14 protein-coding genes are annotated in these 18,991 nt (G+C 61.3%); 7 read left to right on the forward strand and 7 right to left on the reverse strand.

What is annotated here, in order from left to right:
* The first annotated feature begins 172 nt into the window (after nucleotides 1-172).
* A complete protein-coding gene (locus JQ629_RS17080) occupies nucleotides 173-580 on the forward strand; it encodes a hypothetical protein (RefSeq protein WP_212413654.1) in 408 nt (135 codons plus the stop codon).
* Nucleotides 581-2,515: 1,935 nt separating this feature from the next.
* On the opposite strand, the gene JQ629_RS17085 is transcribed toward JQ629_RS17080, so the two are convergent.
* The 5 genes from JQ629_RS17085 to JQ629_RS17105 form a co-directional block, all read right to left on the reverse strand.
* Nucleotides 2,516-5,875, reverse strand: coding sequence for an AAA family ATPase (locus JQ629_RS17085; RefSeq protein ID WP_212413655.1), 3,360 nt, complete (start codon nucleotides 5,873-5,875; stop codon nucleotides 2,516-2,518).
* 478 nt (nucleotides 5,876-6,353) lie between these two features.
* On the reverse strand, nucleotides 6,354-6,932 hold the full coding sequence (locus JQ629_RS17090) for a hypothetical protein (RefSeq protein ID WP_212387145.1): 579 nt from the start codon (nucleotides 6,930-6,932) through the stop codon (nucleotides 6,354-6,356).
* 2,064 nt (nucleotides 6,933-8,996) lie between these two features.
* Complete coding sequence (locus JQ629_RS17095) at nucleotides 8,997-10,022, reverse strand: hypothetical protein (protein WP_212413656.1); 1,026 nt, start codon at nucleotides 10,020-10,022, stop codon at nucleotides 8,997-8,999.
* 4 nt (nucleotides 10,023-10,026) lie between these two features.
* Nucleotides 10,027-11,247, reverse strand: a complete 1,221-nt coding sequence (locus JQ629_RS17100) for a vanadium-dependent haloperoxidase (protein ID WP_212413657.1) — start codon at nucleotides 11,245-11,247, stop codon at nucleotides 10,027-10,029.
* 147 nt (nucleotides 11,248-11,394) lie between these two features.
* Nucleotides 11,395-11,640 (reverse strand): hypothetical protein, encoded by a 246-nt coding sequence (locus JQ629_RS17105; RefSeq protein WP_212413658.1) that lies wholly within the window; start codon nucleotides 11,638-11,640, stop codon nucleotides 11,395-11,397.
* A gap of 604 nt (nucleotides 11,641-12,244) precedes the next feature.
* On the opposite strand from JQ629_RS17105, the gene JQ629_RS17110 reads away from it, so the two are divergent.
* The 6 genes from JQ629_RS17110 to JQ629_RS17135 all read left to right on the forward strand — a co-directional run bounded on the left by JQ629_RS17110 (nucleotide 12,245) and on the right by JQ629_RS17135 (nucleotide 17,227).
* A complete protein-coding gene (locus tag JQ629_RS17110) occupies nucleotides 12,245-12,733 on the forward strand; it encodes a peptidase associated/transthyretin-like domain-containing protein (RefSeq protein ID WP_212413659.1) in 489 nt (162 codons plus the stop codon).
* 19 nt (nucleotides 12,734-12,752) lie between these two features.
* Complete coding sequence (locus tag JQ629_RS17115) at nucleotides 12,753-13,382, forward strand: ferric reductase-like transmembrane domain-containing protein (protein ID WP_212413660.1); 630 nt, start codon at nucleotides 12,753-12,755, stop codon at nucleotides 13,380-13,382.
* 76 nt (nucleotides 13,383-13,458) lie between these two features.
* Nucleotides 13,459-14,382, forward strand: a complete 924-nt coding sequence (locus tag JQ629_RS17120; protein ID WP_212264345.1) for an aminotransferase class IV — start codon at nucleotides 13,459-13,461, stop codon at nucleotides 14,380-14,382.
* 206 nt (nucleotides 14,383-14,588) lie between these two features.
* A complete protein-coding gene (locus JQ629_RS17125) occupies nucleotides 14,589-14,792 on the forward strand; it encodes a cold-shock protein (protein ID WP_192734282.1) in 204 nt (67 codons plus the stop codon).
* A 288-nt stretch (nucleotides 14,793-15,080) separates the two neighbouring features.
* Entirely contained in the window at nucleotides 15,081-16,286 is a 1,206-nt protein-coding gene (locus JQ629_RS17130; protein ID WP_502753082.1) for a GNAT family N-acetyltransferase, read from the forward strand.
* Entirely contained in the window at nucleotides 16,283-17,227 is a 945-nt protein-coding gene (locus JQ629_RS17135; protein WP_212413661.1) for a cupin-like domain-containing protein, read from the forward strand. Before JQ629_RS17130 ends, JQ629_RS17135 begins: the two co-directional genes overlap by 4 nt.
* Nucleotides 17,228-17,395: 168 nt before the next feature.
* Here JQ629_RS17135 and JQ629_RS17140 read toward each other — a convergent pair whose 3' ends face one another.
* Entirely contained in the window at nucleotides 17,396-18,034 is a 639-nt protein-coding gene (locus JQ629_RS17140) for an NIPSNAP family protein (RefSeq protein WP_212413662.1), read from the reverse strand.
* Nucleotides 18,035-18,242: 208 nt separating this feature from the next.
* Nucleotides 18,243-18,908, reverse strand: coding sequence for a DsbA family oxidoreductase (locus JQ629_RS17145; RefSeq protein ID WP_212413663.1), 666 nt, complete (start codon nucleotides 18,906-18,908; stop codon nucleotides 18,243-18,245).
* Nucleotides 18,909-18,991 lie beyond the last annotated feature (83 nt).

The raw sequence follows: 18,991 nt of genomic DNA on the forward strand, positions 1-18,991 counted from the left end.
GTTCGGCTACGTTCCGTCGGGATGATGGCAATCCCGGGATCGGTATCCGGGGCATGATAGCCTGTCCGGATGCGCTGTTCAGCAAATGTTGATCGGCGTGGCCCGATCGGCCGCACAATTTGATCGCCGCCGGGGGGCGCAATTTTCGCCGTCCCGGGGTAGAAAGCCGGCGATGGGGCGGGTCATTGTTCACATTGCGTTGATCGCGGGCGGAGCGCTTGTGCTGGCGGGCTGCGGCTTTGCCGACGTCCGCTCGCCGGTGCCGGAATTCATGCGCGCCAAAGCACCCGAACCGCCGCCGCTCGAGGCGCCGCCGGACCTCAAACGTCTGCTCAGCGAAAAACTGGATTCGGTGTTCCTGGCAGCATCCAATCCGAGAGGAGTACAGTTCTCGGCGCCGCGCCCCGAGCTGCGCGGAACGGGCTGGACCGCCTGCGTCAAGGCCGATCTGACCTCGGTGAACGGCAAGCCGCTCGGCACGCAAACCTATCGCATCACCATTTCCAACGGCGCGATTTTCGATCGCCGCCACGTCGAGGCGGAAGACACCTGCGCGACGGAGAGCTACGAGCCGATTTAACGGTGCTGGTGTGGGCTGATCGGTTAGGACGGATTCGAATCTCAAAGAGCGCTGTCGTCCCGGCCTTGAGCTCAGATGCGCAATTGCGCATCGGGGGACCCATAACCACCGGCGGTAATTGTTTGCGCGGTAGTCGTTATCTTTCTTTATTAACAATTGGAGCCGCGTGGGTCCCGGCCTTCGCCGGGACGACGAGGATATGGTTTCGCATTCCCGCGACGCATTGCGCCCGAGGTTTTCAATTTCGTTCCGCCCTCTAGGAATCCAGAGGGCGCAGGGAATGCCGGATGCGCGCTGCACCCGCGGTCTCGTGTGCGAATAGTGCAAACAAAGCTGCACACGAGCATACAGGGCAGCGGAGAGCATCCGACATTCCCTGCGCAATGGCTTTACGGCTTATAACGCGCTCTCCCCGGTGAGACGGCCTCTATTGCCACCGTCGCCCCCCGGAAGCGTTGGCTCCCGAAAGACTTGACGCCGTTACGGGCGTCAGGACCACACGCTTTCGCCGTACGCATCAGCCGCGACCGTCAATCGCAACCTCAGCGTCCACCGCGACCCGCCCCTCGTCATGACGACGGCCGACGCCCCTCTGAGTGGGACGGGATGGGTGTTTATGTGCAGGTGATTTGGGCTCGAGGGAAAGGGAAATATTTTTGATTTACGGAAATTTTGTGCTTGACATGATTTCCGCAAAACCGAAGTGATTTGCCCGTCGGGTTGATCTGTCGCATCCGTCGCGCGCAGATTTCTATTGCGCAGGAGGCGACGCAGTTTTCAAGGCATTGGTAGATTGCGGCCTAAACCCATGCGTTCAAGCGATCACGGGACGTCCGCCTTACCGCGCACTACGGACCCGATTCAGGCATGGCGCGAGGTCCGAAAGAGCCGCGTTAAGCGAGCGGTCTTGGCCGCCATGTCGATGGCGGGCATCGACAGATATCTTTTCAACCCTCGGTAGCGCAATTCGGAATGTATGGTACCGTGCACTCGGGACGATTTCCATCCCGGATTTGGAAGGACATGTCATGAGATTGTCGTCAGGCTTTGTCGCGCCCTCAGCTGTCGCTATCCTGTCAACGGCGTTGTTGTGCGGCCCGAGCGGTACGGCAATGTCGCAAACCGCAACAGGCTCTGCCACCCCGCTTCCTACCATCACGGTCGAAGCGCCGAGGCAGGTGGCAAGGCCACAAAGGCCGAAACGGGTGGCAAATATAGTTGCATCTCGCCGGACATCGCCAAGCGCTCAAACGCCATCGGCTGCGCCAGGTTCCGTAATGGCGAGGTTTGCCGCACTTGAGAGAACCTCCAGCAGTTACACCGATGGTCACCAAACAAGTTTCAAGTACGGCAACCAACCCTGGAATGGATGCTCCGCGTCGGGGAGTCTTTGGCAGTTCTCGCCAACGTGCAGAAACGTACGCAACTACAAAACCTATTCTGAGTGCAGGGAAACCGGACTGTTTTTGGGTGCGACCGACCGTGGAGTCTGGTGGTATTGCAGCAGCCTGCTCGCCGGGGGGAAGCTGGCCGGGGAGAAGCATCAGGTCACCGAACTCAAGCGATCAGGACGTCGCTAGTCCATATCGCCCGCTGGCTGCGCCCGAGCGTGGGATAGCCAACGCCGACGTCGAAAATGACCGCCTCTCACGTTCCCGCGGCCAGGATCGCCCTTTCGCCTCGACGCCGTTGCGGACGAGACGCGTGCCGAGCGCTGGGATCAGCACGGTGCACACGCCGTAGCGCCGGTCTTGACACCGCTCCTGAAACACAGAAGTGATTTGCCCCCGGTTTCGCCAAGGCTACGCCGGGCGCGGCCGTCGGGTTGATCTGTCGCATCCGTCGCGCGCAGAACGAAGGCACCAGAAGATTGCTGCGGCAGCATTAACTTCCGCGCGGCAGCGAGCAGGTTAAGAACCGCAGGGCAAACAGGCGCTAGACGGCAAGATCCCATCGAGCCGTATACGTCGCCACAGCCGTCAACAAACACTTGTGCAGGTAATCGTCGGCATCAAAATTTTTCGCGAGAGTGCGTAGAACCGTCGAAAAGCGGTTCTGGTATTTAATCGCCTCCTCGGTTTCTCCCATACTCATGTAGATTTCGGTAGCGGCGCTATAAACTCTCCATGCGGCGAGCGGAAAATCGGCATCGTCGACAATCGGCAAGGCGCGGGACAAGTGATCCCGTGCCTCCTCCCAGTCGCCTGCCGCAAACGCAATCCGGGCCAACAGACCATGGGCGAGCGCCAGATGATTGCGATCGGGCGCCGGAGCGGCGTAGTCGCGAAGCTGGATGGCCCAACTACGCGCCTTATTCAATTCGGCAATCCGCAGACAATATTCACCCAGGCAATAATAGAGTTGGGTGAATATCGTGAAGTCCAGCGGGACGCCATCCTCCTCGAGGCGGTGCTGGACATCGTCGAATTGTTTGCTTGCTCGTCCCAGGTCGCCCAGTCCTACGAAGGCCTTCGCCAAGACCGCTCGATGAATAAAATAGGCGAACTGGTTTCTGTTGAGGATCCTGTCGTCGACGCCTTCGCAGAGCGCACGGGCTCCATCAAAATCCATCGCCTCGGCGTGCATCCATGCCAGTGTCAAACGGCACAACGCACTGGCCGGTGCGTTTGCGTTTTTCGTCGCCAATTCCATGGCCATCGAGGTTTCGAGCTGCAGTTCCCGCCACTTACCCAGATGGATGAGCGCGGTCGAATCCAGGATGTTGAAAATGACGAAGACGTACACATCTCCGGCCTCGCTTGCCAATCGTTTGCCATGCGCGGCGGAGCGACGACACTCCTGGTACCGCGACCTCCAACAGTCGAGAATCCCCTCGATCCCGTAACGACGGAGCAGCGTGCCGTGGTCTTGCGCTCCTTCGCTTAATTCCATCGCTTTCCTGCAAAGCGCGGCATCCTTGTCCTGCCATCCCTTGAGATACAGGTTGATGCTGGCGCTGCTGCCTTGCACCATCGCCTTGAAGGCGTCATCCTCGAGGTGTTGGCTTCTGGCCAGCACATCTTCAGCGGCCTTGAGGCAGGCTTTCCGATCGGCATGCAAGCAGTACCGACTAAGCGCGAGAAGCCCGGAGACCTCCTGCCGAAGCTCGCCGGCTTGTCGTGCGCAGGCAATCATTTCGTTGAGATCACTTACGGAGCCGGCGAGATTGCCACTTGAGCGAAGGGCCAGGCTACGCTGTCGCAATACGGAAATGCGCGCCCGGAACCGGTCGGCCGCATCGGAGCGATCAAGAATACTTAGACCGCGCGTCAGATAGCTGGCCGCTTCCGAGTGGCCAAGCCGCTTGGCGGAACTTTCCGCCGCTTGTGCGAGATAGCGCAAGGCGCTTGCAAAATCGCGGCCTTGCTCAAAATGGAGCGCGAGCACCGATGCGATTTCCGAGGTGCGGTGATCAAACGCCTTTTCCAATCGATTGCCCAAGCGCCTGTGCAATTGCACGCGCTCTCCCGTTGCAAGATGCTGATAAATGACATTTTGATAGAGAATATGACGGAAGGCATATGATCCCGAATACGTGCCATCCGGCCAGTCGGTTGCACTCGCCCGGACCAACATATGGTCCTTGCGGGCTAATGTATTGAGGTCACGTTCAACCTCGACGGTGTCGCGCAACAAGCCCGCTGCCACCAGCGCCGCAGAAAATTCCACACCGGCCACGCTGGCGACGTTGAGCAACCGCCGTTCCTCTTCCGTAAGGCGGGTTACCTGATAGGTGATCATATTCAGCAAGTCGTCCGGTACATCATCCTGAGAAATCGCCTTCTCCGATGACAGGCGCCAGACGCCGTCCATTTCGACGACCGCCCGCTGATCGATGTAATGCTTGAGCAGCGATGCGATGAACAAGGGCTGCCCTTGGGTTCGCTCGAACACGGCTTCGGCCATGGCTGGAGCGAACGCGCTGTCGCCAAATCGTAGCGCAACATACTGCTCAACTTCCGGGCGCGACAATCGATCTAGTCGCAACTCGGTGCAACACCCATGGATCTCCAGATCCTGATGCAACCGCCGGATTGGATGACCGCCAATGGCACTATCAGCCGGCCGATAAGAACCCAGCACCAGCACCGACGCCTTGCGAGTGCCTCGCGCAAAGCGAGACAGCATGTCCAGCGTAGCAAAGTCGCTCCAATGTAAATCCTCAAGAACAAAGGCCCACGGACGAATTGTACTCAGCGCTTCCAAAAGATCGCAAAATTCGCGCAGCATGCGCTCGCGGGTGGCGCCAAATACTTCGCTTTGGAGCGCAGCACGCTCGGCCGCATCGACCGCGCCCGGTATGTGCAGCAGCCAGGTTGGCGCGTGGTTACGAATTGCCGTCAGCAGTTCTTCACCGCCTGCCGCGCGACAGCGGGTTACCAGAGCGTCGATCAGGGGCAGGAAGACTTCATCGGTTCCAAACCTCTCCGTGCAACGCCCGTACAACAAATCGACGCCGTGCTGCGTTAACTGCGCCACGGCCATTTCGATGAAGGCCGTCTTACCGATTCCAGCCTCTCCAGTGACGAGAGCGATTTGCCGCTGCCCGGTCAGCATGCGTTGGGTTATCCGTTCCAACGACTGGAGTGTGGCGTCACGTCCGACCATCTGGTGCAATCTCGGATCGGTCAGCGCTGAATGAGCCGGCGGGTTTTGGTCGCCGGCCATTAACCGGAGGGGCCATTCTGATTCAGCCGTGCCAGTAGCAGATCGCACTGCAAGTGGTTCGCGGAAAGCCGTCTGACCATCAAGTGCAGTGGTTGGACCGTTTGCGCGAACCCGCCAAACGTGTATCGGTTCGGCGATATTCTTCAACGTCCGAGAACCCATATCGTCGTAATCGAGACCGACCTTGGCCCGAATCTGTCGGCGGGCATCTTCGGAAATGCAGATGCCACCCGGTTCTGCAATCCCTTCGAGGCGCACAGCAATGTTGACCGCGTCACCATAGATATCATGCTCTTCTATGATGATATCACCGACGTGAATGCCTATACGAAGCTCGATCCGTTCGTTCTGTGGCACGTTAACGTTTCGTTCGACCACACCGCGCTGAATTTCGTCGGCACATCGCACGGCGTCGACCACACTAGCGAACTCGACAAGCGCGCCGTCACCCGTGTTCTTGACGATGCGTCCGCGATACTCGGTGACTTTGGGATCAAAGAGGACCGCTCTCAGAACCTTGAGTTGCTCTACCGTCCCTTCTTCGTCGATTCCTATCAAGCGGCATGAGTCCGCAACATCCGCCACCAGAATCGCAGCGAGTCGCCGCTCTAAGTGCTGACTGCTCAAGGGCACCCCCAAGGCTCGGAAATTAAACCGTCAGTAGCATACTTGGTGGCCGGTGTCTGGCTATGCGCATGTCAAGGCCGTGTCAAAAGCCGCGCTCGGAGGCCAAACTCGCCGGTGTGCCGATGGGTCAGAAAGGGAAAACAGGCCAGGTGTGGCTGACCGTCACGGGCAATAGGCGCCGCCTAGTAAATGCGACGTCGCTGTTTCTTGTCCACACTCCAGCTTTGCTAAAAAATTAGAGTGTTGCGTTGACCAATTGAGCCCACCGTCAAAAACCAACCCGAAATGCCCGCTCCTGGCGGCAAAGCGGGCTCGCTAATATGTCGCTGTCCGCCAGGCGCCAGCAGCAGACACCAACGAGCGGACGTACAGAGATCATGCGTGCGTAGCCGGCAGCATGAAGCGCCTTCTCGTCAATTCGACATGTTCCGGCTGATGCAAGGCTCGGAGAAGGCGGAGACTGATTGGCAGCTCCGCCTCAGACCGCTTCCGTCCAGCTTTCCGAGAATGCCAACGCCGACGTCGAGAATGGCCGCCCCTCGCGCTCCCGCGGCCAGGATCGGCCCTGCGCCTCGACGCCGTTGCGGACGAGACGCGTGCCGAGCGCCGGGATCAGCACGGTGCACACGCCGTAGCGCCGGTCGGGAATCTGGTTCGGCTGCGAGTGGATGAGCAGCGGTTCGCCGATATCGAACCAGGTAAGTGAGATGTCTTCGCCGTGCGACTTGATATGTTCAGTCCAGAAGTAGCGAGGATCTCCGGCTTTGGAGAATTGCGCGTCCGCACAAGGGATGGCTGTGTCGGAAAGTTCGGCATTGAGCATGCCCTGTACGGTAGACTGCAGCCACCGCGCCATCGCGATGTTGTCGGAGTAAATACGCCAGCGACCTTCCGTCAGTTCGCTCTTCAAGTAGAGAACGTGTCCGGGACCAGCCGGCGAAAAAATGATCCGCCAATAGCTCGCCTCTGTCGAGTTCGGTTCGCCGTCCTTCGGGCTCAAGCGGATAAACGGGTTCTCGCCCGTCAGGATCGTTTTGTTGGGATCGGCGATGCTCATGTAACGGGTCTCCCTCTCAACTTCTCATGATACGTCGTTGTATGTCTTACGCTCCAGGGCGGACATTGCGATCATTCCGCGTGATACTAACGGTTCGCGTCATCGCTGCAAGACGCACGGCTGACGTCCGCCTTGGATCATTCGCGTCGGTTTGACCGGACCACGGCGACTTCGGGTCTACCGCGGTGAACGGACATACCAGCGGCCAACTACCGGCGTAATCGGGCGCTATCGCGCTGGGTACGATGATGCGCGAAGCCGTGCACCAAAGGGCGAGCAGCAGTCGCTGGCCGGAAGTAACCAGCGGCAGTTATAGGGCTCGGCTGCGCCAACCTTCGCAGACGCGGGACCCTGCGCGCAGCGGCGTCCACCGAAGCGACCTTCAACTGCGAAAGGAGTGCCTGATTTGTCGCAGCATCGACATCGTACCGTCGGTGTACCTGCCATTACAGAAGTACTGATCTAGCTGCGATGCACCAAGCATAAGCAAGACTGCAATCACGAAGCCCTTGAACATAGTGGGCCTCCTATGGAGACCGCCAACCGGGCCGGTCGGATTAAAGCGTTTCGGAAATTCGCTATCGCTCGTCGCGACCTATCTGCAATGGCGGCAAGCTTGACAATGACTGGTAACTAATCCCTTAAAGGGCAGCACAGCGCGCGTTGGCATCGCAAAGCCCGGGCTGCCGTTTGGAACGGCCGTCCCAGACGGAAGAACAAGCGACTTGATAAAAGTCCGACCGGCCAGCGTGAGCAAATCGCCTGGAGGCGGCATGACATATTGGACCGTTGGTGTCGTCGCAATCTTGTTGGCGGTCTTTCCCGTCGTTGCGAGCGCGCAGGTGAACTGCGAAGCAATACCTCACGGACCCGCGCGCACCGATTGCTACCTCGGCCTAAGTCAGTTCTATCGTGGACAATCCAATCTTGCCGCTGACAGAGCGCGCGCACAATCAGACGCCGCGTGGTATCGCGCAATTACTGGAACAGACCCTCCTGAGCCCAAACCACATCGGCGACGGCACAGACTTGGCCGTTGATCAAGAACTTGGGCTCTGAGCCCCAAACAAGGCGAAAACGGCCCCAGCGGCGGGGCAGCGACTGGGGCCGTCTTTTCATCGGGTACACTGTGGGGGACGTTGCACCCGGTCGTGTAGAATCAAGCAATCTCGGCAACAATCGTTCCATTGCTTGGAAAGCGTGCCCCCGTTCGGCTCGGCCTCATTTCGCCGCCTATGAACTGGTCCAGATCAATCTGCAGGTCTCTCGCCGCGCCGCTGCGCAACCTCCGACAAGCGAAACCATCATTGCGAGAAAATCATGATGGTCATGAATACACATACGAGCGCAGTCGCGACGACCCCATAAACTAGATCGCCGCGTTCGCGTTTCGTCATGCTTTGGATCCCAACGGTCAGGCCCCGAACGCGACGCCGATGAAGTCAGCGTCTCGCCAGACCAAGCGACACTCCCGAACCGTCCGAAAATTATCGAACGACAGATCGAATTCCACCGGCAACACGTTTAGCTGCTCCAAACGAACGCCGGCTCCAGAATTCGTCACGTCGCGAACGCAACAAGGAAGGACACCGGCCCCGCCATGAAAGTATAACAGCGCACCCCGATTGATGTGCGTCCGGCCGATCGCGCGACGCTCTCGACCTGCGGACTTTAGCACTTGCTCGACAGTCGACATGGCAGTCCCGTGAAGCGTGCAGCAGGATCAATTTGAGCGGGACGCCGCCTACAGCGGCGCCCCTGGTCGAGCGGTACGCTGGATTGGTGATCTGGACACCTCTCAAATCCGCACGACTACCCGGAATGATAGGCCTGCGTTCGCACGCGGCAACGAAACTCGCGTATTAAGCTTGATACGCTCGCTGCGGGTTAATTCTGGAACCGGATGCGGCCGTGGTCTCAAACCTGACGTCCGCTCTTTCCCAAACAGCGGATATCACGCATCAAGGCCGCCACTTCCGAAAAGTGCCCACTAGCAGACACCGGCACATGGGGCTGTGATTATCTGCTTGACCTGCCATGACCGCCAGATCCGTCGCGTGCCTTTCAATCCCGATGTGCCGTTTCCCAATCTTTTGCAGCCATCACCGACTCTTCGAAAGCTGCGCCGCTTTCGAGTAGCGCACGTTTGAGCGCAGGTTCGAGCGGCTGTTCGGCGCCGGTATCGTCCAGCGGCATCCTGTCCTCGCGCACCGCCGTCATGAACCGCGCAATCTCGCCTGCCGCGTGGGCCGGTGTGTGCATAAGCACCAAGCGGCGCATCGGCATGGGGTTGTTCGGCACGTGACAATTGTCGCATTGCGCGTCGCGCATCCGCAACGCCAGCGTCCTGTAGGTGGAGTCGAGCCTTGGCAGATAAGGATTGTTCTGTCGGAACAAGCCGTCGAAGAGCGTCACGCGCGGCTGGATGCGTCCTTCCTTGTCCATCCACATCCATTTGCCGTCAAACCTGGGCCATATCGGTTCGCTGGAGACAACAGGGCTATCGCTGCCCCGCTCGGTAAATTGCCCGATGACGATCTTCGCGGTCTTGGGATTGACCCAGAGCAGAACCGAATTGGCGGTCTGATAAACACGCCACTTCGCCTCTTGATGCCAGAACGGATACGGAAACTGCCCAGGCGGCAACAGGTTGCGGAACCCTGCACGCAGACGGATCAGGTACAATCGCTCGCGCTCGACGTACTCGGTGCCGTACTCGCCGCTGAACATGAACAGCGGCAAGTAGAGGCCGGCAATGACATCGGGCGCGAACTGCGTGAGATTGGTGTCGTTGAGCGATGCCCCGGCGTCCTGATTCCGGCGGCCCCACAGGAGCCTCGTCGCGAGGCTGCGCCGCAGCGCGGAGTCGCCGAATAGGCTGCGCCGGCATTGGTCGAAGGCTGCCTGGTCCGAGGGGGCAGCAGGGGGACAGATCCGCTGCAACTCGAGCGCGACCTCCAAGGCCATCCCTTTGATCTGGTCCACAAGGTCGGGCATATCGTCGTCGGTCTCCGCCGCATCAGCGGCAAGAAACACGGAGAGCAACAACGCGCCGCCAGTAAGCAGGCGCCTTGAGATGGCTCCGAGCATGGGCCTACCTCGTCGGCCTCATGTAGTTTACCACGAGATGATCAGCGACCTTGCGACCCATCGCATCTCCGACGTCCAGCGAATTGCGGAAATGAATACCGCCCCAGATGCGCACCTCTTTGTGCTCCTGGGCCAGTTGCGCAAAGCTGGTGAATTTGCGTGAAAGGCGGGCGTCGGAAATGTCGGTCGCGACGAATTCTTCCGTCCCGTTGCCGAAAACAGCTTCCAGAACGGTTCGCGCCGCGCCCGCGTTGATGCCCGCCTGCGACGGGTATTCCGGATGCATCGGCGTGGCGTTCAGAGGCTGCCACCCGGCGTCGCGTTCAGTCGCATCGTTACTGTCCTGGTCGCCGTTGCGGATCGCGGTGATCGGCCGCCAAAAATTGTATTGGAATTTGGCGTCCCAATCGAGGATGAAGCAGTTGGCGAGAGCCATCGACATCAGTGCGAACACTCGCGCACTTTCTGGCAGGGAGAGGTTATGACGAGCGGAAGCCTGCCTGGCAGCCTGGAACCATGCGGGCCCAAGGTTGGCCTGTGTCCAGAAGCGCACGACGTCGGACTGCGCGTCGGTGCGCTTCGTGCTTTTCACTCCGCCCATTTCCTTGGTTTCGTTGTAATCGCGCGCATAAAGCGCACTGTTGAGTGCCGGGGGCGGACCCGGGCGGAACTGACTCGCGCTTTCCATGCCCCAAGGCTTGGCCGTGGCATACTGAGGAAAGAGCGGCGGCGTGGTCGGTACCCACACGCCAGGCGTCGTGAGCGGACGATATGTGTCGGGCGTGTTTGTCGCGTCGCTCTGCCGTTCCGTGAAAACAGCGTCCGCAACTTTCACACCTAGATCAATACCCGCAGCCCGTGCGGGATTGTCCGGAATGGTTTTCATCGTTTCTGCGAAGGCCGCTTCAATCCGCTCCTTCTGGCCAGGATACTGGCGCATGAGAATTTCGCGGGCAGCCGCGGCGGCCGCGGCCTCGGCCGAGGCGTTCGGGTCAGTTGGAAGCTCTGGTACGTAACGGGAATATCGGTTCTGCACCGAGTTGACCGCGTCGGACATGGATACATTCACCAGGGCCATGCTGCGCGTCCACGGATTACCGCCAACGTTGACTGCCTTCATCACGTCCACTGCCGTGTTGTTCCAGTCGCCGATGACGTCCGCGCGGACCAGCGTATTGGCCGAAACCAGGACCACGCCGACGATTGCAGATCTCAGTACGTTCATCGTTGCCTCCTTCGAAAAGTTGGAATTTCGAACGACTGCCAGTGTGGTGTGAATGTACCTCCCTGATCATCCCGTCGTGCACGCGGCCGGATACCCAATCGCTAGGTCATTACAAATTTCGTCCAGCACACCCCGGTGCGGCGGCGCCTAGCGATCCGCGAGCGTGCGCTCAGGCGTGTCAGTTGTCGAAGTTGACATCGCGAACCAGCGATCGTCAAAACTCGCGGCTGGAAGCTTGTTCGCGTCAACCTCGAGGCCCTTCAACATGGTTGTGCCGGTAGAGGCGACAAAGCCGTTGGTCCAAACCGAGGACGGCCTCATGGTGGCAGCGGTTGCGGCAACAGCGAGCAGAGCGACAGCGACGAACCCAGTAATCGTTCGATGCTTCGTCATCAGAACCTCCTATGGTCCCAAAGCCCCTTAGTGTGGGTCACGGGAACTTCGCGAAGGTTCAACAGCAATGCGAAGCGGTATGGATTGCGAGAATGTACAGATCGGACAACGAAGGTGTCCCAAATTCAAATTGCCCCTAGCAGACGTCGGCGGCCGTGGCTGTGATCGTCTGCTTTATCCCCGTGAGCGGCCATCGTCAGCAAAATCGACTCGCGGTAGACGAAAGCGAAATGAGCAAGAAGACAGCTGGCAGAAACGCGCGCATTATCCCCTCCTCTGACCAGTCTCCCGGCGAACTTGGACGAATTCTGCGACTAAACAATTGCTGCAGGAAAGGACGAAAGCTCGGATCGGCAGAAATGTCCGTTTAGGGTCCCGGAAGCAGACAAGCCATCGATCGCCTGGCATCCATCGGCGACCAGGAGCGAAGGACCAATACCCCGGACGCTGCTGAGTATGCCTCGTCAACGACGAGCGGCCGGCACACCCGTTCACAACACTGTTATTGTGACCCATCGCGCGCTTCGCCTCCCTCAACTGGGCCTGTCGCGCTTGTTGTTGTACTCTGGGCGGAGCAACTGCACGGTCGCGAGGAGGAATTTACATGAACACCTTCGTACTCAATCGCCGCAACCTCCTCGCCGCCGGCGGCTCCGTCCTGGCAACCGGGGTTTCCGGGCTGCTGTTGCCCGCCCGCGCGGAGGGCCTCGCACCGACCCCTTCGATGCCGGGCGGGGCCAACAACTACCTCAAGGGCGCGCCGACCGTGGATCGGATCGGCAAGGGTGGCTTCTGGATGGCCGGCACCGTACGCCGCGCAGGCGACGGGGCCCCGCTTGCCGGGCAGCGCGTCCAGATCTGGGCGCACACGACCGAAGGGCGGGAGGACGACCAGCGTAGTCACGGGGCCACGCACACCGACAAGAACGGGGCGTTCCGCCTCGAGATGCCGCAGATCATTCCGATCTTTGGCCAGCCGCATGGTCACCTCGCCTATGACAGCGGCGAATTCAAAACCGTCTTTCTACGTCCCGTGATGCGCAGCGCCAAGGATACCAGCCTCGAGGCGCACTTCGTCCTTCAGCCGGCCTGATCGAGTTGGGAACACGGGGATGAGATTGGCGAAGGTGACCCTGACCTGGGCCGCCCTTGCAGCAGCCATTTGCGTGCCGATCGCCGCTGCGGCAGCGAGCCCGCTGCTCGCATGGCGCGGTCCGGTCTACATCCTGGCCGGGTTCGCAGGGATTGTCGCAATGGGTCTTGTGCTCGTTCAGCCCTTGCTGATCGGCGGATATTTACCGGGACTGTCGGCTTATCGTGGACGGCGTGCACATCACTGGATCGGAGGCGTGCTCGTGGCGGCGGTGGTGGTCCACGTCGGGGGCCTCTGGATCACCAGTCCTCCCGACATGATTGACGCCCTTCTCTTCGCATCGCCGACGCCGTTTTCCCCCTGGGGTGTGGTCGCCATGTGGGCCATCTTCGCCGTCGCGATTATAGCTGCACTTCGCCGGCGATTGGGACTGCGAGCGCGAACGTGGCGTATCGTCCATATGCCCCTCGCGATCGTCATCGTCGCAGGAAGTGTGGTCCATGCCATACTGATCGAGGGCACGATGGAGACGATGTCGAAGGCGGCGCTTTGCGCGCTGGTCCTCGCGGCGGCCATAAAAGTCATGGCTGACCTGCGGGTGCGGAGAAAGCGAGGGACATCGCGCGGAGAGAGCGTTGCGCGACAGTAAACCAGGCGAAATTGAGCGAGCTCCGTCGGACAAGTCGGCTAATCTACTCTTTGGGATATGAACCGGGAGACACCCCATGACCACCGCCCCCTACCCCGATGGCGCCGGCTACGTCCGGGGACGCTATGTTCCGATCGCCGAGGCGACGCTGCCGGTGACGGATTGGGGATTTACGCGCTCCGATGTCGTCTATGACGTCGTGCATGTGTTCAAGGGCGGCTTCTTCCGGCTCCGAGATCACCTCGACCGGTTCGAGCGCTCGATGGAAAAGCGCCGGATCCATCCGCCGGAAGACCGCGCCGCGATCGAGGCGATCCTGCATCGCTGTGTCGCGCTGACCGGCCTGGCGGACGCCTATGTCGCGATGGTGGCCTCGCGCGGACGGCCGCGGGTTATGGGATCGCGCCGGCCGGCGGATTGCGAAAACCATTTGATCGCGTATGCGCTGCCGTGGATCGACGTCGTGCCGAAAGACGTGCAGGCGCGCGGCGCGCATGTATTCATCGCCTCGACGCCGCGGGTACCCGACGCCTCGGTCGATCCCACGGTGAAGAACTATCAGTGGAACGACCTGACCTCCGGCCTGATGGAGGCGCACGATGCCGGGTTCGACACCGCCGTGCTGTGTGACGCGCAGGGTTTTCTCACCGAGGGGCCGGGCTTCAACGTCTTTGTCGTCAGGGACGGCCGGGTGAGCACGCCCGACCGCGGCAGCCTGCGCGGAATCACGCGGCAATCGGTGCTGGACCTGTGCGCCGAACTCGGCATCGAGGCGGCGGTCGAGCCGATCCCGCGGTCGGCGCTCGACCACGCGGACGAGGTCTTTCTCGCGACCACCGCCGGCGGCGTCATGCCGGCGTCGCGCATCGGCGGGCGCATCCTCGGCAACGACCGGCCCGGGCCGATCTCGACGCGGCTGAAGGATATCTATTGGCGCAAGCACGATGAGGGCTGGCACCACACACCGGTCCGGTACCAGCTGGCCGAAGCGGGCGAATGAAGACCGGTAACCTCACATGGAACCCGAGCGATTATCGGTGACGTCAGGCACAGACAGCCGCGTGGCCAACGACTGCGCAGCCTAGTCCAACCGGCTGGTTTTGGCCGTCCGTTGCCTCCTGGCGGTCCGCCCCGGCGGGTTTTCCTTGCGGAGCACCCTCAGACCGACCTAGGTTGTCGGCCTCGATCAAAACAGGGAGTGCGGACGTGGCGACAGGTACTGTGAAGTGGTTCAACGCAACCAAGGGATTCGGGTTTATCCAGCCCGACAGCGGCGGCAAGGATGTGTTCGTGCATATCTCGGCGGTGGAAAAAGCCGGACTGAGCTCCCTGAATGAGGGCGCCAAGGTCAGCTACGAAGAAAAAGAAAACCGTGGCAAGACCTCCGCGGAAAATCTGAGAGTTGGCTAACGAAGATACTTCCCGCCGGTTCACGCCGGCGGGGGCTACGTCCCCACTCCTGCGATCCGGGCCGTCAAGACAGCCGCTTGCCCGGCCGGAGATGGTTGAACGCTTGTCCTCGCAGCATCTGCCCGGCGGCGGCATGCTGAAGCAGCCGTTAACATAACCGCTCAAATCCGAGCGCGGCCCCACCGGCATTTTCCATTTCTCTGCGCTAGCGTTGCCCCCAGAACGTGGTGGAAGCAGGCGGCACCCTATTGGTGCCGCTCTCGACATCGCGACCGGGGAAACGGGGAAGTGGCCGAGATTGCAGAGACATCGGTAGTCCGTCGTGCATCGCCAGGGGATGCCGCACGCACGCGCGCGCCGGTGGCGCCTGCCGGTGCGCTGACGCCGCTTGCCGAAATGCCCGCCGCCCAATGGCGCGCGCTGTCGGAGCGCGTCGCCGAGCCCAACGGCTATTACCTCCCGGAATGGGAACTGGCGGTCAACGCTTCCGCGCGCGGACGCGTCGGTGCTTCTGCATTGAGTGCCTGGAGCGATGCCGGCGAGCTGACCGGGTTGATGCCGGTTATTTCGATGTGGCGGGCCTACAAGATTCCCCTGCCCGTTTGGGTCAGCGCCGATCCCTATGGCTCCCTGTCCACGCCGCTGCTGGGCCGCGATCATGCCGAACAAGCAGCCGGGCGCCTGTTGGACGGCGCGCGCAAGGCCGGCGCCCACGCGCTGATGCTGCGCGACATGTCGCTGGACGGCGCCGCGATGAAGGCTTTCACCGCTGTCCTGGCCCGCGACGGTCTCACGCCTCGCGTGCTGCAGTCGCATGTCCGCGCCGCCCTCGATGCCACCCTCGACCCCGATGAGTTGCTGCGCGAGGGGCTGGGACCGAAGAAACTCAAGGAATTGCGCCGCCAGCGTAACCGGCTTGGCGACCATGGCGAGGTGCATTTCGACATTGCGCGCACGCCCGCCGAGGTTACGGCGGCGATCGAGACCTTCCTCAACCTGGAAGCCAGCGGCTGGAAAGCCAAGCGCGGCACGGCGCTGGTGCAGCACGCGGGCGATGCCGCCTTTGTCCGCCGCGCCACTTGCGCGCTCGCGGCCACCGCTCAATGCGAGATCGTAACGTTGCGCGCCGGCGAGACGCCGGTGGCAGCAGCCATCGTGCTGCGGCATCAGGATCGAGCGTTCTATTTCAAGCTCGGCGTCGACGAACGCTTTTCGAAATTTTCGCCGGGCGTGCAGCTGACGCTCGACCTGACCCGGCATCTCTGCGCCGATCCCACAATTGCGCTCGTCGATTCCACCGCCAACGCCGACCACCCCATGATCAATCCGATCTGGCGCGGACGGCTTGCGATCGGCGACGTGCTGTTTCCGCTGCGGCGGGGCGACGTGGTCGCAACGCTGGCGCAAGCCGCCTTGACGCTGCGCAAGCTCGCCCGCGAGCCGGCGCGCCGCGCCATCCGCTTCATCAGGGAACGCCAGGAGAAATCCTCATGAATACCCAGACCGCCGTAGCACCGGTCATCACCGCCGATAACGACGCGCTGCGCCGCGACTTTCCGCTAAAACCGTTCGCGATCCGCCACAAGCTGGCCGGCCATCCGCTCTTGATGCTGCCGCGCATCGCGCAGCTCGCGGCCGAACTGCCGCGCGATTTGATCGAATACAATTCCGGCAAGGTCGCGATCAGCCAGGATCCCGACGCCATTCCCTCGGTTGATCTCGATCCCGTGGAAGTGGTGAAGAGCATCGAGACCGCCGGCGCCTGGATGGTGCTCAAGCGGGTGGAGAATTCGCCGGAATATCGCCAGCTGCTCGAAGACACCCTGCTCTCGGTGGCGCGCGCCCGCAGCTTCAACAGCTTAGGCGACGCCGGCTTCGAACAGCTCGAAGGTTTTCTGTTCGTGTCCTCGCCGAATTCGACCACGCCATTCCATCTCGACAGCGAAGACAATTTCTTCGTGCACATCCACGGCGAAAAATTCTTCACCATCTTCGACAACAACGACCGCGCCATCGTGCCCGACGACGAGATCGAGCGCTCGATGACCAAGCACCGCAATCTGAAATATGACGAGAGCTTTGCCGCCCGCGGCAAGGAGTTTCATCTGTTCGCGGGCGACGGCTGCTACGTGCCGTATCAGTGGCCGCATTGGGTGCGCACCGCTGACTCTTTCTCGATTTCGATGGCGATCACCTGGAAGACGCGCGAAGTGCGCCGTCTCAACGATTTGCACTTCTTCAATTCGATGCTGCGCGGCATCGGCCTGCCGCAGCAGCCGCCCGGCAAGCAGCCGGTGCGCGACGCGCTCAAGCTCGCCTTCTACCGCACGGTGACCACAGCGATCAAACCGCTCCGCGCCTCGATGGCGATGCGCCGCGTGCTGCGCCGCATCGCGCTCGGCAAGCGTGCGAATTACTATTTGAGGGGGACGTAGGAGCGGCAAACGATACCGTCATCCTGAGGTGCGAGCGCTTGCGAGCCTCGAAGGATGACAGTTCGAGCCCGTAGCCATCCTTCGAGGCTCGCCGAAGACGGCGAGCACCTCAGGATGACGGCGGGGTTTGTTGCGCGAGGCCTTGCCGAAGCACTCGCCGTTACCACCTCACTTCAGCGGCGAGTGCGGCGCCGGCAGCATGATGGTCGAATGCATCTCCTCGAGGAAACGCGGGCCCTTACCGAGGAATTCCTGCCAGGCCGGGTCCTTCATGGCGTTGCCACGCGCTTGCGCGCGCGCGTTGAGATCGGGATAGGCCCAGATGTGGCAGGCCTCGTTGGGCTGGCCCGCTTCGGTCGTCCACAAACCCACGATCTTTGAATATTTTTCGCGCTCCGGCAGCACCGCCGTGAACGCATCGAGCCATTGCTTGAGGCCGCCGGCCGGCTTGCCGCGATAATTGCGCAGTTCGTAGATATTGCCTGATGATGCCGGGGCCACCGGCGGCTTCACCGCGTTCATCAGGCGGACGTCCTGACGGACCAGGAGCGGGCGGATCAGCGGAATGTACTCGGCCGTCCAGCGCGGATTCTTGGCGAGCTCGGCGCGAAGGCGTCCGCGCTCCTCGAAACTGTTGTAGCTCCACATATGCAGGACCTGGTTGAGCGGCCCGATCTCGGTCATCCAGTAGCCCTCGAGCTTGCCGTAGTCGTTCTTGCGGATGTCAGCCGACACGGTGCTCGCCGCCTTCACCATGTCCCCGAGCGTGCCGGGCTTTACGGTGTAGGTCCTCAACTCATAGATCATGGCGTTTTCCTGTGGTTTCTTGGTTCTGTGTGGATATCAGGGCATGAAAGAGGTGCGGAGACAACCGCTATGGAGGGGATCGCGTTACCTGCGTTCCCCGGATGCGGCGTAGCGCGAAGCGGTGAGCCGCTGATCCGGGGTCCGTGCGTGGGTCCCGGCTCTGCGGTGCACCGCTGAAGAAGCGCTGCACCGCGTCCGGGACACAGAGCTATTCCGCCGCCTGCGCGTTGATCTCTCCCGACACCTGGCGGATGGCGCGGGCGAGCTGGTCGGCGGGCTGGGCGCCGGAGATGGCGTATTTCTGCGCCAGTACGAAGGTCGGCACGCCGGAGATGCCCTTCTCGGACGCTTCCTGCGCCTGGCCCGAGATCAGCGCGACGTCCTCGTCGGTGGCAAGGCGCTTGCGCACGTCGTCGGCATCGAGGCCGATATCCGCGGCGGCCTGCACCAGCACGTCGACGTCGGTGAGATCGCCGCCGTCGCGAAAGTACAATTCCATCAGGCGCTGCTTCATCTCGCCGGATTTGCCCTGCGCTTCCGCCCAGTGAATCAGGCGATGGCAATCGGTGGTGTTGGGCTGGCGCTTTACGAGCTCGGGCCGGTAGGTCAGGCCCTCCTCGCCCGCCGCCGTGACGACGCGGCCGGCAATGCTCTTGTAGGCTTCGACCGAGCCGAACTTGGCGGTGAGATATTCGTCGCGGCTGATGCCCTCGCGCGGCACCCAGGAATTGAGGAAGAACGGCCGCCAGCGCACCTCGACGGGCACATCCGGCACCAGCGCCAGCGCGTTCTCGATCCGGCGCTTGCCGATATAGCACCACGGGCAGACCACGTCGGAGACGATGTCGATCTTCAGCGGCTTTATGGTGCTCATGGGCGCGTCCTCGGGCTTCAAATGATGGCGGGAAAGTAAGCCGATTGAGGCCCGGGACAAGGGCCCGGGCCGCATGCCGCCAT

Source organism: Bradyrhizobium sp. AUGA SZCCT0222 (assembly GCF_018130205.1).
GTDB lineage: Bacteria > Pseudomonadota > Alphaproteobacteria > Rhizobiales > Xanthobacteraceae > Bradyrhizobium.